General features: G+C 73.9%; 27 protein-coding genes. 13 read left to right on the forward strand and 14 right to left on the reverse strand.

Features of this window, described 5'->3' with window-relative positions:
• Window positions 1-205 precede the first annotated feature (205 nt).
• Window positions 206-1,156, reverse strand: coding sequence for a hypothetical protein (locus F8279_RS11995; protein WP_151499956.1), 951 nt, complete (start codon window positions 1,154-1,156; stop codon window positions 206-208).
• A 133-nt stretch (window positions 1,157-1,289) separates the two neighbouring features.
• Here F8279_RS11995 and F8279_RS12000 point away from each other — a divergent pair, with 133 nt between their 5' ends.
• The 4 genes from F8279_RS12000 to F8279_RS12015 are packed head-to-tail and all read left to right on the forward strand — an operon-like array spanning window position 1,290 to window position 6,330.
• Complete coding sequence (locus F8279_RS12000; protein ID WP_225853239.1) at window positions 1,290-1,640, forward strand: PadR family transcriptional regulator; 351 nt, start codon at window positions 1,290-1,292, stop codon at window positions 1,638-1,640.
• Window positions 1,637-2,458: an ATP-binding cassette domain-containing protein gene (locus F8279_RS12005; RefSeq protein WP_091423366.1), complete on the forward strand. Its 822-nt coding sequence runs from the start codon at window positions 1,637-1,639 to the stop codon at window positions 2,456-2,458. The genes F8279_RS12000 and F8279_RS12005 overlap by 4 nt, the downstream gene beginning before the upstream one ends.
• Entirely contained in the window at window positions 2,455-3,141 is a 687-nt protein-coding gene (locus F8279_RS12010; protein ID WP_091423369.1) for a hypothetical protein, read from the forward strand. The genes F8279_RS12005 and F8279_RS12010 overlap by 4 nt, the downstream gene beginning before the upstream one ends.
• A 51-nt stretch (window positions 3,142-3,192) precedes the next feature.
• A complete protein-coding gene (locus F8279_RS12015; RefSeq protein ID WP_151499957.1) occupies window positions 3,193-6,330 on the forward strand; it encodes a BTAD domain-containing putative transcriptional regulator in 3,138 nt (1,045 codons plus the stop codon).
• On the opposite strand, the gene F8279_RS12020 is transcribed toward F8279_RS12015, so the two are convergent.
• Window positions 6,314-7,060 (reverse strand): ABC transporter permease, encoded by a 747-nt coding sequence (locus F8279_RS12020; protein ID WP_151499958.1) that lies wholly within the window; start codon window positions 7,058-7,060, stop codon window positions 6,314-6,316. The genes F8279_RS12015 and F8279_RS12020 overlap by 17 nt on opposite strands.
• On the reverse strand, window positions 7,057-7,998 hold the full coding sequence (locus tag F8279_RS12025; protein ID WP_151499959.1) for an ATP-binding cassette domain-containing protein: 942 nt from the start codon (window positions 7,996-7,998) through the stop codon (window positions 7,057-7,059). The genes F8279_RS12020 and F8279_RS12025 overlap by 4 nt, the downstream gene beginning before the upstream one ends.
• A 93-nt stretch (window positions 7,999-8,091) precedes the next feature.
• On the opposite strand from F8279_RS12025, the gene F8279_RS12030 reads away from it, so the two are divergent.
• The 3 genes from F8279_RS12030 (at window position 8,092) to F8279_RS12040 (ending at window position 10,810) form a co-directional block, all read left to right on the forward strand.
• Entirely contained in the window at window positions 8,092-8,661 is a 570-nt protein-coding gene (locus tag F8279_RS12030) for a DUF4240 domain-containing protein (RefSeq protein ID WP_151499960.1), read from the forward strand.
• A 77-nt stretch (window positions 8,662-8,738) separates the two neighbouring features.
• Complete coding sequence (locus tag F8279_RS12035; RefSeq protein ID WP_151499961.1) at window positions 8,739-9,824, forward strand: hypothetical protein; 1,086 nt, start codon at window positions 8,739-8,741, stop codon at window positions 9,822-9,824.
• Window positions 9,821-10,810 carry a BtrH N-terminal domain-containing protein gene (locus tag F8279_RS12040; RefSeq protein WP_151499962.1) on the forward strand — a complete coding sequence of 330 codons (990 nt, stop codon included), beginning with the start codon at window positions 9,821-9,823 and terminating at the stop codon, window positions 10,808-10,810. Before F8279_RS12035 ends, F8279_RS12040 begins: the two co-directional genes overlap by 4 nt.
• A gap of 3 nt (window positions 10,811-10,813) precedes the next feature.
• On the opposite strand, the gene F8279_RS12045 is transcribed toward F8279_RS12040, so the two are convergent.
• Window positions 10,814-11,239, reverse strand: coding sequence for a VOC family protein (locus F8279_RS12045; RefSeq protein WP_091423387.1), 426 nt, complete (start codon window positions 11,237-11,239; stop codon window positions 10,814-10,816).
• Between the two features lie 45 nt (window positions 11,240-11,284).
• Window positions 11,285-14,557: a hypothetical protein gene (locus tag F8279_RS12050; RefSeq protein WP_151499963.1), complete on the reverse strand. Its 3,273-nt coding sequence runs from the start codon at window positions 14,555-14,557 to the stop codon at window positions 11,285-11,287.
• A 243-nt stretch (window positions 14,558-14,800) separates the two neighbouring features.
• On the opposite strand from F8279_RS12050, the gene F8279_RS12055 reads away from it, so the two are divergent.
• Window positions 14,801-15,694: a sulfotransferase domain-containing protein gene (locus F8279_RS12055; RefSeq protein ID WP_151499964.1), complete on the forward strand. Its 894-nt coding sequence runs from the start codon at window positions 14,801-14,803 to the stop codon at window positions 15,692-15,694.
• 46 nt (window positions 15,695-15,740) lie between these two features.
• Here F8279_RS12055 and F8279_RS12060 read toward each other — a convergent pair whose 3' ends face one another.
• On the reverse strand, window positions 15,741-16,205 hold the full coding sequence (locus F8279_RS12060) for a glyoxalase/bleomycin resistance/extradiol dioxygenase family protein (protein WP_151499965.1): 465 nt from the start codon (window positions 16,203-16,205) through the stop codon (window positions 15,741-15,743).
• A 151-nt stretch (window positions 16,206-16,356) separates the two neighbouring features.
• Between F8279_RS12060 and F8279_RS12065 the strand changes: the two genes are divergently transcribed.
• Window positions 16,357-17,067: a helix-turn-helix domain-containing protein gene (locus tag F8279_RS12065; RefSeq protein ID WP_091423402.1), complete on the forward strand. Its 711-nt coding sequence runs from the start codon at window positions 16,357-16,359 to the stop codon at window positions 17,065-17,067.
• Here F8279_RS12065 and F8279_RS12070 read toward each other — a convergent pair.
• Both F8279_RS12070 and F8279_RS12075 read right to left on the reverse strand, forming a co-directional pair.
• A complete protein-coding gene (locus tag F8279_RS12070; RefSeq protein ID WP_151499966.1) occupies window positions 17,049-17,627 on the reverse strand; it encodes a dihydrofolate reductase family protein in 579 nt (192 codons plus the stop codon). The two genes, F8279_RS12065 and F8279_RS12070, sit on opposite strands and share 19 nt — an antisense overlap.
• 54 nt (window positions 17,628-17,681) lie before the next feature.
• Window positions 17,682-18,146: a rhodanese-like domain-containing protein gene (locus tag F8279_RS12075; RefSeq protein WP_151499967.1), complete on the reverse strand. Its 465-nt coding sequence runs from the start codon at window positions 18,144-18,146 to the stop codon at window positions 17,682-17,684.
• Between the two features lie 62 nt (window positions 18,147-18,208).
• Between F8279_RS12075 and ftrA the strand changes: the two genes are divergently transcribed.
• Entirely contained in the window at window positions 18,209-19,210 is a 1,002-nt protein-coding gene (gene ftrA / locus F8279_RS12080; protein WP_151499968.1) for a transcriptional regulator FtrA, read from the forward strand.
• Here the strand turns inward: ftrA and F8279_RS12085 are convergent.
• Genes F8279_RS12085 through F8279_RS12095 form a run of 3 tightly spaced genes read right to left on the reverse strand, consistent with a single transcriptional unit; the run spans window position 19,177 to window position 20,328 of the window.
• Window positions 19,177-19,545: a nuclear transport factor 2 family protein gene (locus tag F8279_RS12085; protein WP_091423416.1), complete on the reverse strand. Its 369-nt coding sequence runs from the start codon at window positions 19,543-19,545 to the stop codon at window positions 19,177-19,179. The genes ftrA and F8279_RS12085 overlap by 34 nt on opposite strands.
• The gene (locus F8279_RS12090; RefSeq protein ID WP_091423419.1) at window positions 19,523-19,999 is read right to left on the reverse strand and encodes an SRPBCC domain-containing protein; all 477 of its coding nucleotides are present in this window, start codon (window positions 19,997-19,999) and stop codon (window positions 19,523-19,525) included. Before F8279_RS12090 ends, F8279_RS12085 begins: the two co-directional genes overlap by 23 nt.
• Window positions 19,996-20,328, reverse strand: a complete 333-nt coding sequence (locus F8279_RS12095; RefSeq protein ID WP_091423421.1) for a helix-turn-helix transcriptional regulator — start codon at window positions 20,326-20,328, stop codon at window positions 19,996-19,998. Before F8279_RS12095 ends, F8279_RS12090 begins: the two co-directional genes overlap by 4 nt.
• A gap of 215 nt (window positions 20,329-20,543) precedes the next feature.
• On the opposite strand from F8279_RS12095, the gene F8279_RS12100 reads away from it, so the two are divergent.
• On the forward strand, window positions 20,544-21,266 hold the full coding sequence (locus tag F8279_RS12100) for a hypothetical protein (protein ID WP_091423424.1): 723 nt from the start codon (window positions 20,544-20,546) through the stop codon (window positions 21,264-21,266).
• Here F8279_RS12100 and F8279_RS12105 read toward each other — a convergent pair.
• Together F8279_RS12105 and F8279_RS12110 are read right to left on the reverse strand one after the other, a co-directional pair.
• Window positions 21,263-21,832: a hypothetical protein gene (locus F8279_RS12105; RefSeq protein WP_091423426.1), complete on the reverse strand. Its 570-nt coding sequence runs from the start codon at window positions 21,830-21,832 to the stop codon at window positions 21,263-21,265. The two genes, F8279_RS12100 and F8279_RS12105, sit on opposite strands and share 4 nt — an antisense overlap.
• An 18-nt stretch (window positions 21,833-21,850) precedes the next feature.
• Complete coding sequence (locus tag F8279_RS12110; protein WP_225853240.1) at window positions 21,851-22,990, reverse strand: zinc-dependent alcohol dehydrogenase; 1,140 nt, start codon at window positions 22,988-22,990, stop codon at window positions 21,851-21,853.
• 310 nt (window positions 22,991-23,300) lie between these two features.
• Here F8279_RS12110 and F8279_RS12115 point away from each other — a divergent pair, with 310 nt between their 5' ends.
• Window positions 23,301-23,651 (forward strand): FAD-dependent oxidoreductase, encoded by a 351-nt coding sequence (locus F8279_RS12115; RefSeq protein WP_225853241.1) that lies wholly within the window; start codon window positions 23,301-23,303, stop codon window positions 23,649-23,651.
• Window positions 23,652-23,676: 25 nt separating this feature from the next.
• Here the strand turns inward: F8279_RS12115 and F8279_RS12120 are convergent, their stop codons facing one another.
• Entirely contained in the window at window positions 23,677-24,102 is a 426-nt protein-coding gene (locus F8279_RS12120; RefSeq protein ID WP_091423431.1) for an iron chaperone, read from the reverse strand.
• A gap of 143 nt (window positions 24,103-24,245) precedes the next feature.
• Here F8279_RS12120 and F8279_RS12125 point away from each other — a divergent pair, with 143 nt between their 5' ends.
• A complete protein-coding gene (locus F8279_RS12125) occupies window positions 24,246-24,983 on the forward strand; it encodes a VOC family protein (protein ID WP_151499970.1) in 738 nt (245 codons plus the stop codon).
• Window positions 24,984-24,987: the final 4 nt, after the last annotated feature.

Below are 24,987 nucleotides of genomic sequence, written 5' to 3' on the forward strand. Positions count from 1 at the left end.
CAACGGCGACGGCAAACACGACCTCATCGTCTTCACCAAAAACACCACCAACGACATCTACGTCGCCCTCTCCACCGGCACCACCTTCGCCCCCAGCACCAAATGGCACGACTACTTCGGCCTCACCAGCGAAACCACACTCTGACGGCCGACAGCAAGCGACGCCGGCCCGATCCGGGGGCCGGCGTCGCTCGTCGCCGTTCGCCTACCGCTTCACCAGGTTGCGCAGCGCCCCGAGGATCGACCGGTGGCTGACCTCGGCGTAGATCTTCTTGTCCTGGCCGTACAGGACCACGTACGGGCACTGCTGGTCGTCCCCGCCCATGGTCTTGTCCAGCAGCCGGCGACCGGTCGCCACCTCGTACACCCGCAGGCGGTAGGTGGCCTTCAGCAGCGTCAGCGTGTCCGGCTCCGGGTCGTCGTAGCGGCACTTGCGGATCGTCGTGCCGGTGCTCGTGCGATCCAGGCAGGCGACCATCTGCACGACCTTCGGGTCCTCCGACGCCCAGGTCCGCTCCACCCGCTTCGACAGGCCCTCGTCGTAGTAGTAGACCTGGTCGTGGCGGCGGCTGCCCGTGCCCAGGTCGGTGCCGACGAGCAGTGCCACCGGGTGCGGCGCCGCTCCGGTGCGCTTCGGCGACTGCGGGAAGTAGAGAACCCCGTCGCACACGTCGTTCAGATCGGAGATCTGCGCCGCCGGGAAGTCGCTCGGCTGCGGCCCGCGCGCCGACGGCTCCGCGCTCGCCGTCGCACCCGGCGTGGGCGTCGCGCCGGACGACCGCCAGGGCGCCGCCGGTGGCGCGGCCGGCTCCCGCTCGGCCACCTCGCGGGGCGAGGAACCCAGCAGGAACGCGCCGCCGATCAGGCCCGAGCACGCCACCAGCAGCAGCACGCTCAGCACCGCGACGGCGACGACCAGAGCGCGGCCGCGGCCGGACGACGGCGGGCCGGGTGGCGGGTACGGCCCGTACGGCGGACCAGCGGTGGGCGGCCCGTAACCCGGATCGGGCGACCCGTGACCCGGCCCGGTGGCGGGCGGTGGTGGCGGCCCGGGAACGCCGGGCGGCTCGCCGGCCGGCCGCATCCCGGGGGTCTCTCCCCGCTGCTCCGCGTCCCCCGCCGGTCCCTGCTCGGATCCGGCCCCCGTGTCGGACATGCGCATTCCCCCGTCGAACCCGTGCGGAGCGCGCAACCTATCAGCCTCGCCGGGCCGGAGGAGGCCCACTAGATGGTTGCGCTACCTAGATGGCGGCGCTACCGTCATCGCCGGATGTCGTCCGATCGGGACAGTGCGGAGCGGAATGAACCAGGAACGGCGGGCGCAGTGGCTGCGCGGGGTGCTCGACCTCTGCGTGCTCGCGCTGCTGAGCCGCGGCGAGTCCTACGGCTACGAGCTGTCCCAGGCGCTGCGGGCCCACGGGCTGGGCACCGTGCAGGGCGGCACCCTCTACCCGGTGCTGCTGCGGTTGCAGCGCTCCGGCCTGCTCACCGCGCACTGGCGGGAGGGCGGGACCGGGCCCGCGCGGAAGTACTACCGGATCAGCCCGGCCGGCAGCGCGGCGTTGCGGGCCGCCGCGATCGACTGGAGCGCCTTCGCGTCGAGCGTGGGCACGATACTGCGCGAGGAGCCGAAGCGGTGAACCACGAACCCTGGCTCGCCGCCCTGACCGGCGAGCTGCGCCGGCACGGGGTGGGGCCCGACCTGACCGGTCACGTCGTCGCCGAGGCGGCCACCCACCTGCTCGACAGCGGGGAATCGCCGCTGCGGGTCTTCGGCGCGCCGGAGACGTACGCCCGGGCGGTGGTCGACAGCCTCGGCGGCCCCGACGTGCGGCCGCCGCGCCGCCAGCCCGGACCGGTGCGGCTCGCCGCCCGGGGCGTCACCAAGCGCTACCGGGGACGCACCGTCCTGGACCGGGTCGACCTCACCGTCCGGGCCGGCCAGATCGCGGCGGTGGTCGGCGCCAACGGCGCCGGCAAGAGCACGTTCCTGCGGATCTGCGCCGGTCTGCTGAGCCCGGAGGCGGGCACCGTCGAGGTGCACGGCACGCTCGGATACTGCCCGCAGGACGGCGGCACCGCCGAGTTCCTCAGCCCGGACGAGCACTTCGTGCTGATCGGCGCCGGCCGAGGGCTGGGCCGGACGGCGGCGCGGCGGGCCGGGCGCGCGGAGGCGGCCGGGCTGGAGTGGACACCGCCGCGGCGCACCCAGGCCCGGCACCTCTCCGGCGGCACGCGACAGAAGCTCAACCTGGTGCTGGCCCGGCTCGGCGAGCCGGACGTGCTGCTGCTCGACGAGCCCTACCAGGGGTTCGACCGGGGCACCTACCTCGACTTCTGGCACGAGGTGTGGCGGTGGCGCGACGCCGGCAAGGCCGTCGTGGTCGTCACCCACCTGCTCAACCAGCTCGACCGGGTCGACGTCGTGCTTGATCTTTCCGGGGAGCGGAACGCATGAGCCGGACCCTCGTGGTGGCCGAGGCCGCCCTGCGCGAGCTGCTGCGCCGCCGTACCGTGCTGGTCATCCTGCTGCTGATGCCGCTGGCCTTCTACCTGAGCCGCCGCGGCGACTTTCTCGGGCAGTCGATCCGCTTCGTCTGTCTCGGCCTGGCCTGGGCGCTCAGCACCGCCGCGCTGTTCGCGGGCAGCGCGGCGCGGGGCATGGAACCCCGCCTGCGGCTCTCCGGCTACGGCAGCCGGCACCTGGTGCTCGGCCGGCTGCTCGCGCTCTGGACCGTCGGCGTGCTGCTCTCCACCCCGTACTTCCTGCTCGTCCTGGCCGACCAGCGCGACGTGCGGTACGGCGCGATCGCGCTGATCATGGCGCTGACCGTGTTCGTGTCGGTGCCGTTCGGCCTGCTGCTGAGCGCCGTGCTGCCGCGCGAGCTGGAGGGCACGCTGGTGCTGCTGACGGTGGTCGGTCTCCAGATGGTGATGGACCCGGCGGGCAGCGCCACCCGGGCGCTGCCGTTCTGGTTCAGCCGCGAGCTCGCCACGTACGCCGTGGACCACACCGACGGCGGCTACCTCGTCCGGGGCCTGACCCACGGGCTGGTCTTCGCTGTCGCGCTCACGGTGCTGGTCGTGGTGGCCGCAGCGGTGCGACTGCGGCAGCGCCGGCATCTGCGCCTGGCCACCTGACCGGCGGGGCGGCGGACCGGACCGGGGTGCCGGCCGTGGCAGGATCGGCGCGTGCAGATCGGGTTGCTCGGGCCGTTCCAGGTCACCACGGACGGCGGCCTACCGGCCGACGTGCCGGGCGCACGGCTGCGCGGACTGCTGGCCGCCCTCGCGCTCCAGCCCGGCCGGGTGGTCCCGAAGGCGACGCTCGTCGACTGGATCTGGGGCGAGCAGCCGCCCGCCGACGCCGCGAACGCGCTGCAACGGCTGGTGTCCCGGCTGCGCAAGGCGCTGCCGGCGGGCGCCGTCGACGGGCTGCCGGACGGCTACCGGCTCGCCGTCGAGCCCGACGCCGTCGACGCCGTGCGGTTCGAACGTCTCGTCCGGCGGGCCCGCGACGGCGACGGGCCGCAGCGGGTACGGCTGCTGCGCGAGGCGCTGGGCCTGTGGCGCGGCGACGCGCTGCGCGACGTCGGCCTGCCCGACAGCCCCGCGCTCGACGCGGCGGCGACCCGGCTGGAACGGCTGCGCCTGACCGCGACGGAGGACCGGTACGACGCCGAGACCGGGCTCGGCGGGGAAGCGGACCTGATCCCGGAGCTGACCGACCTGGTGGCCGCCCATCCGGTACGCGAGCGGCTCGCCATGGCACTGATGCGTGCGCTCGTCGCGGCCGGCCGGGACACCGAGGCGCTGCTGGTCTACCAGCGCACCGCCGACGCGCTCGCCGACGCGCTGGGCGCCGACCCGTCGCCGGAACTGTCGGCGCTGCACGTCGCCCTGCTGCGGGGCGAGACGGCACGCCGCGACGACACCCGCCGGACCAACCTGCGCGCCGAGCTGACCAGCTTCGTCGGCCGGGACGCCGACCTCACCGCCGTCGGCGCGCTGGTGGCCGAGCACCGGCTCACCACGCTCACCGGCCCGGGTGGCTCCGGGAAGACCAGGCTGGCCACCGAGACCGGACGCCGGATGACGGGCGACCTGCCGGACGGCGTGTGGCTGGTGGAGTTCGCCGCGATCAGCGCCGACGGGGACGTGGCACAGGCGACGATCTCCGGGCTCGGCCTGCGCGACGCGCTGCTCGGCGACGCGGGCAGCGCGGAGCCGGACGACCGGCTCGTCGCGGCGATCCGGGACCGGGAGATGCTGCTGATCCTGGACAACTGCGAACACGTCGTGGAACAGGCGGCGGCGCTGGCGCACCGGCTGCTCGGCGAGTGCCGGCGGCTGCGGATCCTGGCCACCAGCCGGGAACCGCTCGGCATCACCGGGGAGGTGTTGTGGCCGGTCGCGCCGCTGGGCCTGCCGGACGGCGACGCCGCGGTCGCCGAGGTCGAGTCGTCGCCCGCCGTCCGCCTGCTGCGGGACCGGGCCGTCGCGGTCCGCCGGGACCTCGCGTCCGACGCCCGCACGGCGATGACGATGGCGCGGATCTGCCGCGCGCTCGACGGCATGCCGCTGGCGATCGAGCTGGCCGCGGCACGGCTGCGCGCCATGTCCGTCGACCAGCTCGCCACCCGGCTCGACGACCGGTTCCGGCTGCTCACCGGTGGCAGCCGGACCGCCCTGCCCCGGCACCGGACGTTGCGCGCGATGGTCGACTGGAGCTGGGAACTGCTCACCGACGCCGAACGCGCGGTGCTGCGCCGGCTGTCGGTGTTCTCCGGCGGGGCGCGCCTGGACGCGGCCGAGCGGGTCTGCGCCGGCGGCGCCGTCGAGCCGGGCGACGTGCTCGACCTGCTCACCGCGCTGACCGAGAAGTCGCTGCTGGTCGCCGCCGGCGACGTCGCGCCGCGCTACCGCATGCTCGGCACGATCAAGGAGTACGCCGCGCAGCGGCTCGCCGAGGCCGGGGAGGAGGACCTCGCGCGCCACGCGCACCTGGCGTACTTCACCGAGCTGGCCGAGACCGCCGAGCCGCGGCTGCGCCGCGCCGACCAGCTCGCCTGGCTCGCCCGGCTCGAAGCCGAGCACGACAACATCACCGCCGCGATGCGCGGTGCGCTCGCCGCGGGTGAGGGGCGCGAGGCGATGCGGCTCGCGGCCGGCGCCGGCTGGTACTGGTGGCTCGGCGGCCACCGGACCGAGGGCATGGAACTGATCATCGCGGCCACCGAGGCGCCCGGCGACGTGCCCGACCACATCCGCGCCGTGGTGTACGGACTCGTGGTGCTGTTCCTCAGCTCCGGCCCGGGCGACGCGCAGCACGCGGCCGAGTGGATCCACAAGGCGTACCGGTTGAGCGGGGAAGGCCGTGGCGGTCACCCGGAGCTGGCCCTGGTCGTGCCGATGGAGCGCATGCTGCGGGAGCCGGACGCGCTGCTGCCCGCCTGGGAGTCGCTGCTCGACCACGAGGACCCGTGGGTACGCGCGCTGGCCCGGCTGCACCTGGGCAAGCTGCGGGTCATCCTCGGCATCGAGGCGGCGCAGGCGGAGGCGTGCCTGCGGCATGCGCTCGCCGAGTTCCGGGAGGTGGGCGAACGCTTCGGGATCTCGTTCGCGCTCAGCGAGCTGGCCGAGCTGATCGCCGTACGCGGTGACGTCGCCGCCGCCTGCGCGTACTACGAGCAGGCCGTCGCGGCGGTCACCGAGGTCGGCGCCGTCGAGGACGTGATCCGGATGCGGGCGCGGCTGGCCTGGCTGTACCGGCTGGGCGGCGAGGAGGCCGCGAGCGCCGCCGCCGTGGCCGAGGCGCACCGGCTCGCCGCCCGGGTCGCCTGGCCGGGCGCGCTGGCCGAGCTGGCGCTGGTCCGGGCGTACCTGGCCCGCCACGACGGCGACGCGGACGAGGCGTACGCGCAACTGCGGTCCGTGTCGGCGCTGCTCGGCGACGAGGCGGACCTGGCCGGCGTCCGGGCGGGCACCCAGGATCTGCTGGGCTACCTGGCCGAGGACGTCGAGCAGGCCCGTACCCATCGGGCGGCGGCGTGCCGGGCGGCGCGCGAGGGCGGCTACGCGCCGCTGACCGCGCAGGTGCTCGTCGGTGTCGCCGACCTGGCGGTGCGGCTCGACCGGCCGGACCAGGCGGCGCGGCTGCTCGGTGCCGCCACCGCGGTACGCGGGCTGCCCGACCGCGCCCACCCCGACGTGCCCCGGATCGAGGCGGCAGCGCGCGACCGCCTCGGCGACGCGGGGTTCGCCGAGGCGGTCGCACAGGGCCGGGAGACCGGCTGGGAGCGGCTGGTCGAGATCACGCTCGCTTCGTGAACGTGGACCGCGCCCACAGGTAGCCGATCACCGCGATGCCCGCGCACCAGGCGATCGCGGGGATCACGTCACCGGCCGACGGCGCGCCTTCGAGCAGGCCGCGCAGCGTCTCGATGATCGGCGTGAACGGCTGGTACTCGGCGAACTGCCGCAGTCCCGGCCCCATCTTGTCCGCCGGCACGATCGCACTGCTGAAGAACGGCAGCAGGACCAGCGGCACGGCGGCCATGCCCGCCGACTCGGGTGACTTGGCGAACAGGCCCAGCGCGACGGTGAACCAGCTGACGGCGACGCTGAGCAGCACCACCATGCCGGCCGCACCGAGCCAGTGCAGGGGATCGGCGGCCGGGCGGAAGCCGAGCAGGAACGCCACCCCGACCAGGGCCGCGACCGCGAGGACGTTGGTGAGCACGGTGGCGACGACGTGGCCGGTCAGCACTGCGCCCCGGGAGACGTGCATGACCTTGAACCGGTTGATGATGCCCTTGGTCATGTCGGAGCTGACCGAGGTCGCGGTGCCGCCGAGGCCGTAGCAGACCGCCAGCAGCATCAGGCCCGGCGTCGCGTAGTCGACGTAGTCGACGCCGACGGAGAACGCGTCGCCGAGCATGTAGACGAACATCAGCATGACGATGATCGGCATCAGCACCGCGTTGAACACCGAGGTCGGGTTGCGGCGCAGGTGCGTCAGGTTGCGGCGCAGCATGACGACCGAGTGGTTCCTGCTCATTTCGCGGCCACCTCCGGGGCGCGGCCCGTCAGGGCCAGGAAGACGTCGTCGAGGTCGGGGGTCTGTACGGACAGGTCGCCGGCGCTGATCGCGTGCGCGTCGAGCCGGTCGAGCAGGGCGCGCAGCGCCGCGGTCCCGCCGTCGGTGGGCACGCTCAGTGCCAGCGCCTCCTCGTCGCGTACCGCGTCGGGCAGCACGAGCGCCGCCGCGTCGAGTTCGGCGACGGTGCCGAACCGCAACCGCACGTGCGTGCCGGGGATCCGGCGCTTCAGTTCCTCCGGCGTGCCCTGGGCGACCAGCCGGCCCTGGTCGAGCACCGCGATCCGGTCGGCGAGGCGGTCGGCCTCGTCGAGGTACTGGGTGGTGAGGAAGACCGTCACGCCGCCGGCCACCAGCTCCCTGATGATCGACCACATGGTGCGCCGGCTGCGCGGGTCCAGCCCGGTCGTCGGCTCGTCCAGGAAGATGATCCGCGGCTCGCCGACCAGCGTCATCGCCAGGTCCAGCTTGCGGCGCATGCCCCCGGAGTACGTCGACACCAGCTTGTCGGCGGCCTCGACCAGGTCGAACCGTTCCAGCAACTCGGCGACGACCCGCTTGCCGGTAACGCGGTTGCGCGGGCCGAGGTCGAGCATGAGTTGCAGGTTCTCCCGCCCGGTCAGCAGTTCGTCCACCGCCGCGAACTGCCCGGTCACCCCGATCGCCGCGCGCACCGCCTTGGCCTCGGTGACCACGTCGTGCCCGGCGACACGCACCGACCCGGCGTCGGCGCGGATCAGGGTGGTCAGGATGTTTATGGCTGTCGTCTTGCCGGCCCCGTTCGGGCCGAGCAGCGAGAAGATCGTCCCGGCGGGGACGTCCAGGTCGATGCCGTCGAGCACCACCCGGTCCTTGTACGCCTTGCGCAGTCCGGAGACCGCTATCGCTGAACTCGTCATGCGCCCACCATGGGCGGCCGTACCGCCACCGCCCTGACACGGCGCTGACACGGCCGCTGACAGCTTGTCGGTGGGGCGGCGTACGGTCCCGCCGTGGATCGGGAGACGTTCTGGGACATCGTGGAGCGGGCGCGCCGTGCCGCGGGACGCGAGACGGTCACCGCCGAGGGGGCCGACGTCGTGGCCCGGCACCTGGTCGCGGAGCTGTCGGTGCTGAGTCCGGCGGCGATCGTGGGCTTCGAGCAGGCATACGACGACGTGACCGAGGAGGGGTGGCGCTGGGACCTGTGGGCGGCCGCCTACCTGATGCGCGGCGGCTGCTCGGACGACGGGTTCGACTACTTCCGCGGCTGGCTGGTCGCGCAGGGGCGGGCGGTCTGGGAGCGGGCCGTCGCCGATCCCGACTCACTCGCCGGGGCCGGCGTCGACCCGGACGACGACGCGGTCGAGTGCGAGACGGTACTGAGCGCGGCGGGCGACGCCTACGCCCAGGCGACCGGCGGCGGCACCGACGCGTTCTGGGAGGCGCTCGACGCCGCCGACCGGGCTGCTCCCGTCCAGGCGCCGGCCGACCCGGCCGGTGAGGACTTCGACTTCGACGACGACGAGCAGATGCGCGCCCGCCTGCCGCGCCTGAGCGCGATCTACCGGCCGGTGGAATGAGGCGTCACGGCCCGCCGCCGAACCGATCCGGGTTAACCGCTGGTCCGCCGCGGGCCGGGTGGGCGAGCATGGTCGGCATGGCCGGGTCGACGGGTGCGAGGCTGCCGCTCCAGGGCGGGCTGCCACCCGGCGAGGCGCTGACCGGCGCGGTGCTGGAGATCGCCTGCGACGAGTCCGGCTTCTCCGGCACCAATCTGCTCGACCCGGCCACCCCGGTGATCGTCCACGCCAGCGTCGACCTGAGCCGTGACGAGGCGGCCGCGTTGATCGGTACGCTGCGTTCCGGGTTCCGGTTCTCGCCCGACGAGGTCAAGTCCCGGCAGTTCCTGCGCCGCCGCGAAGCCGCCGAGGCGGTGGAGTGGTTCCTGTCGGCGCTGCGCGGCCGGGCGCACGTGCACCTGGTCGACAAGGAGTTCTTCCTCGCCACCCGGGTCGTCGACCTGCTGCTGGCCGACCCGTCGTACGCGGCGGGCACCCGCCTCGCCGGTGACCGGCGTCCGGCCGCGACGGCGCTGCACCGGGCCGGGCGGGCGGCCGGACCCGACTGGGCGGTCTTCCTCGCCGCCGTGGTCGAGATGCTGCGCACCAAGCGGCGGGACCGGGCGGACGACCGGAGCGTGGCACGATTCTTCGCCGCGCGGGACGCGCTGCGGCGCCACGTCCGCGACGACGCGCAGGCCGGCGCGGTTCTCGACGCGCTCGACCCGGCCCGGGTGGCAGCCGTGCAGGCCCGGTTGTACGCGGGCGACCGGACGATCCCGCCGCCGCTGGAGCCGCTGCTGCCGGCGCTGGCCGAGACCGTCCTGCACTGGAGCGGCGGCCGCCGGCGGGTGCTGGTGATCCACGACGAGCAGAGCGCGCTCACCGAGGACCGGCTGCGCCGCCTGCAGGCGGCACTGGCCGCCGGCGATCCGGCCGGCCCGTCACCGCTGGCCGGGCTGGTGATGACCGATTCGCGCGACGACCCGCGCGTCCAGGCCGCCGACCTGCTCGCCGGGGTGGCCCGCCGGATGCCCGGCGTCCCCGGCGACGGGCCGCTGCGCCCGCTGCTGTCCCCGGCCCCCGGCCACGACCCGGGCGCCGTCGTCGCAACGCACGAAGCGGGCGCCGCAGCCGTGGCGCACGACCCGGACGCCGTGACGGCGGAACAGGAGTCGACGTGATCCTCGACGACGTGACGCCGACCGGTGGGGCGCACTGCGAGACCACCACGCTCGGCGTGCTGACGCGGCACGCCGGCCTGGACCTGTCCGAGCCGATGCTGTTCGGCCTCGGCGAAGGGCTGGGCTTCGTCTACTGGGACGCCAAGGGCATGGACGTGCCGTTCCTCGGCGGGCGCACCAAGCCGCTGTGCGTGACCCGGGCCGCAGCCGGCCGCCTCGGCCTGGACCTGCGCGTCCGCGAGACGACGTCGGCGGCCAAGGCGTGGCGCGACGTCACCGACGCGCTGGACGCCGGGCATCCGGTCGGCCTGCAACTGGACTCGTACCACCTGGACTACTTCACGACGAAGGTCCACTTCGGTGGGCACACGGTGGCGATGTACGGCTACGACGACACCCACGCCCACCTGGTCGACACCGCCCAGCAGGGCGGTGCGGTGACCACCACGCTGGAGAGCCTGGCGCGGGCGCGCGCCGCGCGCGGACCGATGACCGCGCGCCACCTGTCGTACACGCTCACCGCGCCCGGCGCCCCGCCGGACCTGGACGCCGCCGTCCGCGCGGCGGTACGGGCCAACGCCAGGGCGTTCCTCGACCCGCCGATCGCCAACCTCGGCCACCGGGGGATCGCCACCGCCGCCGCCCGGGTGACCCGCTGGCTGGACCGCGCCGCCGATCCGGCCCGCGACCTTCCGCTCGCCGCGACGCTCATGGAACGTGGTGGCACCGGCGGCGCGCTGTTCCGTGCCGTGTACCGCGACTACCTCGCCGAGGCCGCCGCCGTCACCGGCGACGCGCGGGTGCGGCGGGCACAGCGGATGTACGCCGACATCGCGCCGCTGTGGACCGCCGTCGCCGACCACGTCGCCACCGCCGGCCGGACCGGCGACGCCACCCACCTGACCCGCGCGTCGGCGGTCCTGGCCGACCTGGCCGTCCGTGAACGGGAGGCGATGACGGTGCTGGCCGCCGTGGACGCCGGGTAGCGGTCAGCCGAGCTGCTCGGCCAGCGCCACGATGACGCCCGCCGGGCCGCGCAGGTAGCAGAGCCGGTAGACGTCGCCGTAGTCCGCCACCTCACCGATCAGCTCGCCGCCGTGGGCCCGCAGCCGGGCCACCGTGTCGTCGACGTCGTCCACGGCGAACATGACCGATCGCAGGCCCAGCGTGTTCGGCGGCGCGTCCACCGGTTCGGCGGCGACCAGCGCCGGCGCCCGGAACCGCGTCAGTTCGAGCTTGCCGTGGCCGTCCGGCGTACGCATCATCGCGATGTCGACCCGGACGCCGTCCATGCCGTTGACCCGGTCCACCCAGGCGCCCTCGACCGGCATCTCGCCCTCCACCTCCATGCCGAGTTCGGTGAAGAAGGCGATCGCGGCCGGCAGGTCGTCCACCACGACGCTGACGTGGTCCATCCGCTGAAGCGTCACGCCCCGAGCATAGGGCGACGTCCGGCGTGGTCAGCTCATGTCGAGCGTGTACGCGGCCTCCCGCACGTCGGCGTCCGGGTGCCGGCGCAACCCGAGTAGCAGCTCCCGCCACGGCGTCTTCCAGCCGAACTCCGACCCGTGCGCGACGAGCGCCACCGCGAACAGCCCGCCGGCCAGGTCGCCGCGCCCGGCGAGGCGGGCCACCGTGCCGGCGAGGGCCGCCGGGTCGGGCCGCCGCCGCATGGTGAGCAGGCGGTCGCCGACGCGTTGCGCGGTGCGCACCGCGACCACGGGCCGGCCCGCGCAGAGCGCGGCGACCTCGTCCAGGTCGTCGAGGCGGCCGAGATCGACGAGCAGCCCGGTGGCCGTACCCAGGAAGGTGTCCCGGCCGGCGAGCCACCGCGCGGCCTCGACCAGCCCGGCCCGGTCGGCGGCGGCCGGGCGGCTGTCGGACCACAGGGCCGCGCCCTCCGCGAGCAGCTCGACGCGCCGCCGGGCGGGCCGGTCGGCGGCGGGACCGCCCGGGTCGTCGTCGGCGGCGTCCCGCTCCACCAGCCGGGTCAGCGCGGCCCGGAACGCGGCGTCGCCACCGGCCCGCAGCAGGTGCGCCACCCCGATGCCCGGCGTCGTCTCGTCCGGGTCGGTGAGCCGGTCCACGACCAGGTCGGTGACGCCGGTCAGCCACGGCCACCACTCGCCGAGCGCGTCGAACGCCGCGCGGCGGACCTCCCGGTCGTCGGCCCGGCACGCCTGCACCACGAACGCGGCGTAGGTGCGGCGGTGGCGCTGCGAGATCCCGGACGGGTACGCGCCGAGCACCGCCCGCCGCTCCTCCCGGCCGGCGTGCACCGCCGCGCGCAGGACCGCCCAGCCCGCCTCGGAGCCCAGCCGCTGCCGGGCGGCGGAGACGATCGCCGCGCGCACGTCGCGGTGCGTGCCCGGATCGGCGTACGCCTCACCGAGCGCCGCCATCACGTCCACGTGCGCGTAGCGGGCCAGGAGCCGGGCGGCCTCCTTGCGGCTGGTGACCTTCGCGGCGCCGGTCAGCACCCCGCCCAGCAGCTCGGCCAGCCGGGCCGGCGGGACGTACCGGGCGGCCCGCCCGGCGGCGTACAGCGCGACGCGTGCCCGATCGCCGTCGGCGTACCCGAGCAGCACCGGGAACGCCTCGTCCGGCCGGTCGGTCCAGACCAGCGCGCCCAGCGCCGCCTCGGCGACCGGCACCTCGGACGCGTCAACGTGGCGCAGCACCAGCTCGCGTCCGGCCGGTCCGGCCCCGGCGGCGGCCTGGATCGCCGCCGCCCGCCGCCACACCCGGTGACCGGAGTCGGCGACGACGCGCGCCTGGAGCGCCACGAAGCGTTCCTGGTGGCGGGGGAGCCACCGCTGCGCGTGCCGCGCCGGGCCGGGGACCCACCGCTTCCCGTTCTCCACGAACCGGCCGCGCGGGGGCCGGTCCAGCACCCGGTCGAGCAGGTCGGTGCGGGACGCGCAGACGACCGCCCACACCTCGCCGATCGCGATCGCCGACGCGTCGATGTCGAGCACCTCGGCGACGCGCCGCGAGCGGGTACGCGGATCGGCGAGCCAGAGCCCGGCCGCCGTACGGGCCACCGAGGGCAGGGTGTCCGGCCCGATCGTCCGGCGCAGCATGTCCTGCAGCTCCGGCAGACGCCAGGCCCGCCGGCCGAGCGCGTGGGTGAACGCGAACAGCAACCCGTACCGGCCGCGCGCCATGCCGGCCTCGATCCGGCCGCGCAGCCGGTCGAACACCACCGCCTCCTGGCCGTGCCGCAGCACGGTGTCGAGCCGGCGCAGCACCGGCACCGTCGCGTCGCTGCTCACCACGTCGATCGTGAGCAGTGCCCACTCGACCAGCTCCGGCACGTCCACGTGATGCGTGAGGACGTCGACAGCGAGCCGGCTCAACCCGGTGGTGGTGGTCGCCGAGGTGTCCCGGGCGTCGACCGCGTCGGTGGTGAGCCCGGTCAGCCCACCGGCACTCGTGGCGGTGAGCAGCGGCGCCACAGTGGCGAGCGCGGTGAGCGCGGCCGCCCGTACCGGGTCCTGCTCGTTGCGCAGCCGGCCGAGCCGGACCACCACCTGGGCCACCGTGCGCGGGTCGCGGGAGCGTCGCGCGGCCGCCACCAGCAGCCGCCAGCCGTCCGCCCGTTCGTCCGCGTCGCCCGAGCGCAGCGCCGCGCTCGCCGACGCGGACGCCTCCGGCCAGGGCAGGTACGCGCTCCAGAACCGCACCTGCTCCTCCCGCTCGCGGACCGACGGCAGGGTCAGCACCCGGGCCGCCTCGCGCGCCCGTACCGCCGCCGGCAGCACCTCCATCACCTGGGCGCCGGGCAGCGACGCCGTGGTGTCGGTGTCGGCCAGCGCCCCGTCGTACAGCTCGGCGCGGCGGCTCGGTGCGACGGCGCGCAGCAACGCGGCCAGCGCGCGATCGTGCTCCCGCAGCCGGGCGGCCAGCGGGACCAGTTCGCCCGTGGGCAGCGCGGCGAGGCGGTGCAGCAGCGCCCGGGGCAGCGTGGTCCGTGCCAGCCAGGCCGCGCGGGCGGGCGACGTGAGCAGGCGTACGACCCGGCGCGCGTCGTATGCGGCGAGCCGCCCGTACGCGACGAGCGGGCCGGGCAGCGACTCCTCGGGCGCGTACCCGTCGAGCAGGTCCAGCGCCCGCGCCGGATCGCCGCGCAGCACCGCGCCGGCGACCTCCGCCCAGATCTGCCCGCGCGACTCCGGCGGGGCCACGGCCATCCGCTCACCGGTGCGCGCCAGCACGATGTCGGAGTGCGACCGCATCAGCCGTTCGGCGTTCAGCGCGTGCTCCAGGTCGGGCAGCCAGGCCCGTACCGTCTCGGGGCCGCAGGCCGGCAGCAACGCGGCGGCCTCGTGGTCACCGAACCGCTCGCGTACCCCGATGATCAGCGCGTCGGCGACGGCCGGCGCCGGGTCGCGGCGCAGCGCCCGGTAGACGCACCGCCGCGCGTTCGCCGGCCGGTCGGTCAGGTCGGAGGGCGTCACGCCGGCCCGCACGGCGGCGCTCAGCGCGGTGGCGGCGATCGACGGGTCCGGATCGAACGTCGCGGCCAGGGCGGCCGCGGTGTCCCGGGTCGCCAGCGCGGCGAGCAGCGCGAGACGCCGCTCGTACGGTCCGTGCCGGCGCAGGTCGGCGCAGACCTGCGCCCGTTCGGGCGCGGTGCGTGCCCACGCCACGAGGTGCCGCGTCCGGTCGCGGTGGGGCAGCGGGTCGAGGGCGGTCAGCAGATCACGGGTGGCGGTGGGCACGGCGCTCATTGTGCCGGTGTGCGGGCGGGCGCTGCTGTCCCTCACGCTTATTCCGCAATTCCTATGGAAATTGTAGATTTTCAGCTTTCTCCCAGCTGTCCGGGATTGACATCAATCGGACCGTCGGGGATATTCCTAGCGGCGCGTCGGGGCGCGGGGCGGAGCAGGCGAGGTCTGCGGACTTCACCTGCGTGACGTGCGGAAAGGTGTTCGTGCTGCCCCTGCTCCGCGGGGTCCGGATGAGGTTGGGAAATGATTAATCGGGCCGTCGAATTCGCCAAGCACAATTCGCCGAATTCTCTGCGGGTCAAGGCCCGGCGGGCACAGATGGAAGCACGCAACGCCCGTATGCGACTCACCGTTCCGGTGGTGGAACGCAGCGAGTTCGACAACATCTTCCACTGCACCGTCCGCAAGACCGGCAGCCAGTGGATCAAGGCGCTGTTCAGCGACCCGGCCGTCTACCGCCACTGCGGGCTGCTGCCGTACGACCCGCGCTTCTACTCCGGCGGCGCGACCGCGCCGGTCCCGGCCGGGCGTGTGGGCCTGGCCATCTTCCTCTCCCACAAGCGGTTCGAGGCCGTCCCCAAGGCCGGCAGCTACCGCGCGTTCTTCGTGATCCGCGATCCGCGCGACGTGGTCGTGTCCAGCTACTTCTCGCTGCGCAACTCGCACGCCCCGATGGGCGACATCCCCCAGGCGCGCAAGGCCCTCCAGGAACTGCCGAAGAAGGAGGGCATGCTCTACGTCATCGACCGGCTGCGCGACAAGAAGCAGTTCGCACAGATGCGGTCCTGGGGGGTTGCGCCGAGCGACGAGACGTTCCGGCTGTTCCGCTACGAGGACCTGACCGGCGAACGGCAGACCGAGGAGGTCGACCAGCTCATGCGGCACTGCGGGATCACGCTGCCGCCGGCCGAGCTGGAGGCGCTGCTGACCCGCTACAGCTTCAGCAAGATGAAGAAGTCGAAGGAGACGCCCGGGCGGATCTCCCACTACCGCAAGGGCGCGTCCGGCGACTGGCGCAACCACTTCGACGACGACATCTACGCCGCGTACACGGCCGCCGCCGGTGACCTCGCCGAGATCCTCGGCTACCCCGCCCGGGACGAGGAGCGGAACGGGCAGGAGTCCGCCGCCCGGTAGTGCGACGACGGCGGTACGGTGTTCGTACTGCCCGGAAGAGGGCGCATCACGAGCCCGCCTGCCCGAACCACAGATCGTGGACGGACTGCAAGCCGTCGTGCGTCGAGTCGGTCACCCGGAAGAACTTCCACGCATAGCCGAACGGGTCCTCGAACTCGACGTACCTCTCTCCCCACGGCGCCTTCGCCGGACCGGCACTGATGACGCAGCCGGCAGCTTCACACCGCAGGGCCGCTTCGTCGATGTCGTCAACCTCGAGACCGATGACAACGCCGAGCCCGCGCGGGCCGGTCTTCGTCTGACGTTCCCGGGCGCTGTCCGGGAACGGGATGCCAACCAGCGCGTCGACCAGTAACTGCAACGGACCTCGCCGGAGGATTGCCATGGCGAGACCACCATCAGCGCCAGGCACCGTGCCCACCGAGACGAAACCGAAACTCTGATACAACGTCGAGGCCGCCGTGACGTCATTGACCCGCAGCGCGATCCGTACCGGTGGCTCGTCGGTCATCCCGCGACGCTAGCGATTCGGCACACTGCGCGCAACGCTCGCCCAACCGGTCCATTCCACCTCCGTATCTCGACCGTCCTTTCCGGAATGCGAAGGACCGTGCGAGGCGGTGAGCGAATGATCCCCACCTGGGTCGCCGTATGCTCCTGCCGTGGAGCTGCGGTTCACCACGCGGGCGTCCGACTCGGCCTGGATCGACACCGTGTGGACCTGCACCAGCGATCGGGTCGACGAGATGACCTCGGTGGCGACGCCGTGCTGGGGACTGGTGTTCTGGCAGCGCGACGGGCGCTCGTACGCGGCCGTGTCCGGCCCCGAGACCGCTACCGGCACCGCGCCGGTGCCCGAGGGCGCGACATTCGTCGGCATCGAGTTCGCGGTGGGCACCTCGCTGCGGGCCGTACCCACGCCCGCGCTGGTCGACGGCGGCGCCGAGCTGCCCGACGTGGGCCGCCGGACGTTCCGCCTCGACGGCGGCCGGTGGGCCACGCCCGGCCCGGACGACGCCGAGGCCCTGGTCGACCGGCTGGTCCGCGCCGGCGTGGTGGTCCGCGACCCGCTCGTCACCGAGACCCTGCGCGGCGGCCGCCCACCGGCCTCACCGCGGACCCTCGAACGCCGTTTTCGCGCGGCGACCGGGCTGACCCGGGGCGCGGTGCGGCAGATCGACCGCGTGCGCCGCGCCGCCGTGCTGCTGGCCGCCGGCGGCCAGCCCGCCGACGCGGTCACCACCTTCGGGTACGTGGACGAACCGCACCTGGCCCGCGCGCTGCGCCGGTACGTCGGGCGGACGGCCGGTGAGCTGCGCGCGGGCGCCGGTGGTGCGATAGCGCTGGACCCCGCTCAGCGGGTCACGTCGTAGATCAGCTTGACGACACCGTTGGGGTAGGCGGCGCAGTCGCGCAGCCGCAGCGCCTGCTTGTCCCGGTCGGCCTGGCTGAACAGGCTCTTGCCGGCGCCGAGCAGCACCGGGAAGACGAGCAGGTGGTACCTGTCGATCAGGTCCGCCTCGGCGAGACGGCGGGCGAGTTCCGCGCTGCCGTGGATGAAGACGTCGCCGCCGTCGCCCTGCTTGAGCGCGGCGACGTCAGCGGTCGAGCGCAGGACCGTCGTCGGCCCCCAGCCGTCGACCAGCGCTTCCTCGGGCAGGCTGGACGACACCACGTACTTCGGCAGGTCCCGGTAGGCGGCGTGGTCCTCGGAGTCGCGCCAGGTCGGCGCGAACGCCTCGTAGCTGTGCCGGCCGAACATCAGCGCCGTGGTCTGCGCCAGTTCCTCGCCCTTGAGCGAGAACGCCTCCGGCAGGAACTCGACGTCCTTGACGACCCAGCCGCCGCTGCGGTGCTCCTCGCCCGGGCCGCCGCCGGGGGAGTCCACGACGCCGTCGAGCGACATGAATCCGGTGTAGACAAGATCACGCATGCGGCCATGCTAGGAACGGCCGTCGGCCGGCGTCTTGTACGGAACCGACACGCCTCAGCAGCCGCACGACGCGCCGGCCGGCGCGGTGAGGTCGTCGGCGGGCCGCCGCACGAGCCCTGCCTCGGTGCGTACCGGGAAGCCCTCCCGCACCCAGTACTCGTACCCGCCGATCATCTCCTTGACCGGGCGGCCGAGCCGGGCGAACTCCAGCGCCGCGCGGGTGGCGCCGTCGCAGCCCGGCCCCCAGCAGTAGGTGACCACTGTGGCGTCCGGCGGGACCAGCTCGCCCGCCCGGGCGGCGATCTCCGCGGTGGGCAGGTGTACGGCGCCGGGGATGTGCCCCTGCCGCCACGCCGGAAGGGAGCGCGAGTCGACCACGACCAGGCCGGGGACGCCCGCCTCCAGGTCGGCGTGCACGTCGCTCACGTCGGCCTCGAACGAGAGCCGGGCCGCGAAGTGGGCGAGGGCTTCGGCGGGGCGGGCAGGGGGAGTACGCAGAACGTTCGACATGGCACCCATCGTGGTGGCCGCCGTCCGGCCGCTCCAGTGGCGCGAGCGACACCCTTCGCTAAGATCCCGCCATGAACCGCACCACCGTGTCGGTGCTCGCGTACGAGGGCATGTCGGTGTTCGAGACCGGCATCGTCACCGAGGTCTTCGGCCTGCCCCGCCCCGAGTTCGACGTGCCCTGGTACGAGCTGACCGTCTGCGCGGAGACCCCCGGCACGGTGCGGCTGGTCGGCGGCGCCACGCTGCACACCGGCCACGGCCTCGACGCGTTCGCCGCCGCCGGCACGCTGATCGTGCCCGGGGTCGCCGACGTGCACGCCGACCCGACACCGGCGCTCACCGGCGCGCTCCGTGCGGCCCACCGGCGCGGCGCCCGGATCGTGTCGATCTGCTCGGGCGCGTTCGCCCTGGCCGGCGCGGGCCTGCTCGACGGCCGCCGCGCCACCACCCACTGGCGGTACGCCGACCTGCTCGCCCGGCGCCACCCGACGGTACGCGTCGACCCGGACGTGCTCTACGTCGACGACGGCGACATCCTCACCAGCGCCGGCAGCGCGGCCGGTCTCGACCTCTGCGTCCACCTGGTACGCCGCGACCACGGCCCGACGATCGCCAACGCGGTGGCGCGCCGGCTGGTCGTACCGCCGCACCGCGAGGGCGGCCAGGCGCAGTTCATCGAGGCGCCGGTGCCCGGCGACCCGGAGGACGACCGGCTCGCCGCGAGCATGTCCTGGGCGCTGGCGAACCTCCATACCCCGATCACCGTCGACCGGCTGGCGAGGCAGGCCCACATGTCGGCCCGTACCTACCTGCGGCACTTCGCGCGGGCCACCGGCACCACACCGATCCGGTGGCTGATCGACCGGCGCGTGCAGGCCAGCCTGCCGCTGCTGGAGACGACCACCGCGCCGGTCGAGGAGGTCGCCACGACCGTCGGGTTCGAGACGGCGGTGACGTTCCGGCACCACTTCACCGCCGCGATGCGGACCTCGCCGTCGGCGTACCGCCGGGCCTTCACCCGGCCCGGCGTCCGCCGCTCTCAGGACCCGGCGGCCCCCAGCGGTACGACGTAGGAGTCGACGCGGGCGATGAGCCCGTCCCGGAACGTGAACAGGTCGTTGAAGGCGAAGCGGAACGGCCCGTGCTCGACGCTGACGCCCCGGCCCTCGCCGGTCACCACGACGACCGGCCCGTCCTCGTGCACGCGCTCGACGTCGAGCCGCGGGCTGCCGGTGAACGCCGGATTCTCGATCTCGCCGTCGAACTCCGCCCGGCCCCGCGTGGTCCGGTGGCCGTGGATGACCCACTCGACGTCGTCGGTGAGCGTGGCGAGGATGCGCTCGTGGTCGCCGGCCCGGAAGCCGGCGAAGTATTCGGCGACCAGGTCACGCTGGGTTGCTCGGGTCACTGTGGTCTCCATCGTCGTGGTGTCGGAGGTGGGCGGCGAGGGCGTCGAGGATCGAGGCGAGCCCGTCGGCGGCCTGGTCGGTGCGCAACTCGGGCGGGAGTTTGCGCTGGTGCACCGTCAGGTCGGTGCCGTCCCCGGCGGGCCGCAGCGTGACTGTCGTGCGCAGCCCGGTGACCGGCTCGTCGAACACCAGCTCACGTGGCCTGTCGATGCGTACATAGACGAACCGGAGCCGCCCGGTCCGGCCGTCCGGGGCGCGGGTGCCGAGCGCGAACTCCCCGCCCGGTCGCAGGTCGACAGTCACCGACGCCCGCGGCACCGTGGCGTGCGAGCCGCCCCAGAACGCGGCGATGCCCGCCGGCGAGGTGAAGGCGGTCCACACCCGATCCGGGCCGGCGGGCAGGTGGCGCCGGGCGATCAGCTCGTCCCCGTGCCGTTCGGTGCGCGCCCTCACCGGGTCGCCTCCGGATCGGCGAGGTGGGTTTCGAGTGCGTCGAGACGGTCGTCCCAGGCACGGCGCTGCTCGTCGATCCACGTACTCAGCTGCGCGAGCCGGTCGACGCGCAGCCGGCAGGGTCGCCGCGTGCCCTCCCGTCGCTGCTCGACCAGGCCGCACCGGCGCAGCACGCCGACGTGGTGGGAGATGGCCTGCGGCGTCAGGTCGAACGGCTCGCCCAGCTCGCCCACAGTGGCCTCACCCTGGGCCAGGCGGGTCACCAGGGCGCGGCGGACCGGGTCGCCGAGGGCGGCGAAGGCGAGGTCGAGGACCGGATCGGAGCGCATGCCCCGCACACTATCGCAAACACGCGCTTGCACAAACAATCCTTTGCGAATACCTGACCGGCGAGTGACCTCCGCGCCGGAACGTGGCAGGGGGTGTGGGCGTTGGGGAAGCAGGGGGACGGGAGGTGCCGTTTCGGGTGGCGTGGCATCGGGAACGTCGTCGGGACGGGCACGGGACGGAGGTCGACGTGAGGACACCGAGCCGCCGTAGGCGGATGCTTGGCGTACCCCTGCTCGTCACCGCGCTGCTGGCCGGCGCGTGTGGCGACGGCGGTGAGGACGACGGCGGCGGCGACGCGGGCCCGGGCGCGACCTCGGCGGCCGCGGCGCCCACGGCCGCCACGCCGTCGGCGTCGCAGTCGTCCGGCGGGCGCGTGACGATCCCGAAGTCCGCCTTCGCCGACCTGCCGCCGGAACTGCGCAAGTCCGACGCGCAGCCGATGGAGGTCACCGACGCGCTGCCCGGGTTGTGCGACCAGGAGTTCCGCAGCGGCGGACGGTCGGTCACCGCGAGCGCCGCCATGACGAGCGCCTACAAGCAGCCGAAGGACCCGCCGGAGAACGTCCCCTACGGCACGCTGCACCAGACCGTCTTCGCCTTCGAGGGCACCGGCGCGGCCGACTACCTGCGCCGGGTCCGCGGCGCGGTGGCGGACTGCCGGTCGTTCCAGGCCTCGGGCGGCACCGTCACCGTCCGGTCCCAGCCGATGGCCGGGACCGGGGACGAGGCACTGCTGGTCACAGTGAGCCGGCCGGCGACCGGCCTGGACGGCAGCCCGGCCGAGGGCCGGACCACCAGCCAGATCCTCGTGATCAGGGTCGCCGACGCGGTCACGGTCGTGCACGACCAGGGCTGGGAGGGCACCAGTAACGACCCCGGCCTGGCCGACGACGTCGCCCGGGCCGCGGTCCGCGGCCTCGACTCCTGGCAGCGTTAGCGACGGCGGCGCGCCACCCGGCGTACGAGCAGGAACGCGACGCCTCCGGCCAGCACCCAGGGCGCGGCGACCACGACCGGGTCGAGCGGGTGGTGCACCTTGTCGACCCGGTTGCCGCGCCGGGACGACAGCCCGTGGTGGGTGAACTCGCTGCGTACGCCCGTCTCGGCCACCGGGTTGTCCGGGTTACGGCTGAACAGCGACCCCAGCCTGCTCTCCGCGGTGTCGACCCGGTCGGCGGCGAGCAGCAGCAGCCAGTGCGCCGCACGGCCCTCGCTGAACCGGCGGTACGAGTAGCGGCGGATCACGCCGGAGAGCCCCTTGGGCGGGCACGAGGTGCCGAAGACCGGGGTGAGGAACTTGTGCTCGATCGACCGCTCGCGCGGCCACTTCTCCGGCTGCCGCTCGGGGAACTCCCAGTGCGCGCCGGTGATCTCCGGGGCGAAGCGCTCCTTCGGTACGGCGGGCCGGTCCGCCGGGTCGAGGTCGGCGCCCCACCCGGGGATACGGGCACGCAGCTCGTCCGGGGACTCGGCGAGTTTCGGCTTGTCCGGCGTGTACGGCATGGTCGGCACCCGGTCCTCTCAGGCGGCGTTCGGGACGATGAGCGGCTTGATGCAGCCGTCGAGCTTGGCGGAGAAGATGTGGTACGCCTCGGCGACGTGCTCCAGCGGGATCCGGTGGGTCACGATGTCGCTGGGCTTGAGGTAGCCGTTGCGGATGTGCTCGAACAGGCGCGGCCACTGCCGCTTCACCGGGCACTGGTTCGTCCGCAGCGTGAGCCCCTTGTTCATCGCGTCGCCGAACTTCACCGCGCTGAACATCGGCCCGTACGCGCCCATCACCGAGATCGTGCCGCCCTTGCGTACCGAGTCGATGGCCCAGTGCAGCGCCACCGGCGAGCCGCCCTGCAACTTCAGCTTCGCCGCGGTGACGTGCTGGAGCAGGTTGCCGTCCGCCTCCGCGCCGACCGCGTCGATCGCGACGTCCGCGCCCAGGTGATCGGTGATCTTCTTCATGTGTACGACGATGTCGTCGTACTCGGCGAAGTTGTACGTCTCGGCGTGGGCGAAGGAGGCGGCCTTCTCCAGCCGGTAGTCGAGGTGGTCGATGACGATGACCCGGCCGGCGCCCATCAGCCACGCCGACTTGGCCGCGTACAGGCCGACCGGCCCGGCGCCGAAGACCACCACCACGTCGCCCTCGGCGATGTCGCCGAGCTGCGCGCCGAAGTAGCCGGTGGCGAGCGCGTCGGTGAGCAGCACCGCGTCGTCGTCGTCCATCCACTCCGGGATCGGGCTCGGCCCGACGTCGGCGAACGGCACCCGGACGTACTCGGCCTGGCCGCCGTCGTAGCCGCCGCAGGTGTGCGAGTAGCCGTAGATGCCGCCCACCGCGGTGGCGTTCGGGTTCACGTTGTGGCAGTTGCTGTAGAGGCCCCGGGCGCAGAAGAAGCACGACCCGCAGTACACGTTGAAGGGCACCATCACCCGGTCGCCGGGCTTGAGGTTGCGCACCGACGGCCCGACCTCGTCGACCACGCCGACGAACTCGTGACCGAACGTCATCCCGACCCGGGTGTCCGGCATCATCCCGTGGTAGAGGTGCAGGTCGGAGCCGCAGATGGCGGCCCGTGTCACCCGTACGATCGCGTCGTTGGGGTGCTCCACGACCGGCCGGTCCTTCTCCTGCACCCGCACCCGGTACGGACCGCGGTAGACCATTGCTCGCACTCGACGCCTCCCGGATGCCCGTGCCGCTGTTCGACTCGCCCCGGATCGTCCGGCGCAAGAGAAGGCCTACCCGCGAGGATCGGGGACAAACAGGCGGGTCCGCCGGGTGCAGAATGGGCCGGCGGCCACGATCGTCGAGCGGATGGAGCCCGCGATGACCACACGCCCGGACGTTGTCGTCATCGGCGCCGGGGTCAGCGGGCTGAGCACCGGTCCGGCTGCCACTGGTCGACATGCCGGTCTACCTCGCGTACCTCCTGGAGCGCTTCCGCGACGCGGGCGGCGAGGTGCGGTCGCGCCGGTGGGCTCGCTCGACGTGGCGCCGACATGGGCGTCGATCTTCCCGCACGGCGACCACGTGGTGCTCGGCGGCGGGCAGCGGCGCAGCGACGACACGACTCCCGACCCGGCCGAGGAGGCTGACGTGATCGCCCGGTGCGCCGCGATCGAACCTTCCCTGGCCGGTGCCGAGGTCCTCGGACACCGCGTCGGGTTGCGTCCCGGCCGGGCAGCGCCACGGGTGGCGGCCGAGTGGCGTGGTGACGCGCTCGTCGTGCACAACTACGGCCACGCGGGCAACGGCGTGATGCTGTCCTGGGGCTGCGCCCGTGACGCCGCGGCGCTCGCCCTCGGCGCGGCGCCCGCCGCCTGACGGGGCCGCCGGTCCGGCGGCACGGTCAGGAGACGGCGGCCCGCACCAGCTCGGTGATCCTCTTCTCCACCTCCGGGCTCCACTTCACCAGCGCGAACGACGCCGGCCACATGTCGCCGTCGTCGAGCTTCGCCGCCTCCTGGAAGCCAAGCGTCGAGTAGCGGTACTTGAACTTCCCCGCGTCCTGGAAGAAGACGACGATCTTGCCGGCCGCGTCGGCGTACGCGGGCATGCCGTACCAGGTCTTCGGCGCCAGCTCCGGCGCGGCGGAGGTGATGGTCATGTGCACGCGCTCGGCCAGCTCGCGGTCCTCCGGCGCCATCTGCGCGATCCGGTCGAGCACCGCCTGGAGGTCGTCGGCCTTCTTCGCGCCCTTCTTGCCCTCGGCGCGCAGCTCGGCCGCACGCTCCTTCATCGCGGCGCGTTCCTCGGCGCTGAAACCGTCGGACATCTCGATCCCCCTCGTGGCTCGCGGTCCGCGTGGTGCCGACCGCCCGGGGACAACGCTATGGCGCGGCGGTGACGGTGCGCTTCTCGATTCCTGATCACCTGCCGGGACCACGCCGGCGCGGCCAGGGTCCTAACATCGCGGCCATGGCAACCCGGCTCGTACAGATCAACATGAAGGCGCACGACGAGGTGGCGCTGGGTGACTTCTGGGCGAAGGTGCTCGGCTGGGAGATCTCCAGCGAGGCACCCGGCGTGACGAACCTCGAACCCGTGGGCTTCAACTACCCGGACCCCAGCGCGGTCTGCATCGACCTCGTCGTCTCCTCCGCACCGAAGACGGCGAAGAACCGCGTACACGTCGACCTCGCGACCACCTCGGCCGCGCACCACGCGGAGGTGGTCGCGCGCCTGACCGCGCTCGGTGCCACGCCCGCCGACGTGGGCCAGGGCGACGTGCCGTGGACGGTCCTGGCGGACCCGGAAGGCAACGAGTTCTGCGTACGGGAGCCGGACCCGCGGCACGCGGACACCGGGCCGATCGCCGAGGTGGTGGTCGACTGCGCCGACCCGCGCGCCATGGCCGGCTTCTGGAGCCGGGCCACCGACTGGACCGTGCACGAGGTGACCGACCAGCAGGCCGTGCTGCGCTCCGCCAAGGGCGTCGGGCCGTACCTGCGGTTCGCCCGCAGCACCGACGCGAAGACCGGCTGGAACCGCGTCCACCTCGACGTCCGCCCCTACCCGGGCGACGACCTGGACGCCGAGGAGGCCCGGCTGCTGGCGCTCGGCGCCACCGCCGCCGACGTGGGTGGGGCCGACATCCACTGGCGGGTGCTCGTCGACCCGGAGGGCAACGAGTTCTGCCTGCTCACCCCGGGCTGACCCG

This window comes from Micromonospora sp. AMSO1212t, from assembly GCF_008868145.1.
Lineage (GTDB): Bacteria > Actinomycetota > Actinomycetes > Mycobacteriales > Micromonosporaceae > Micromonospora > Micromonospora tulbaghiae.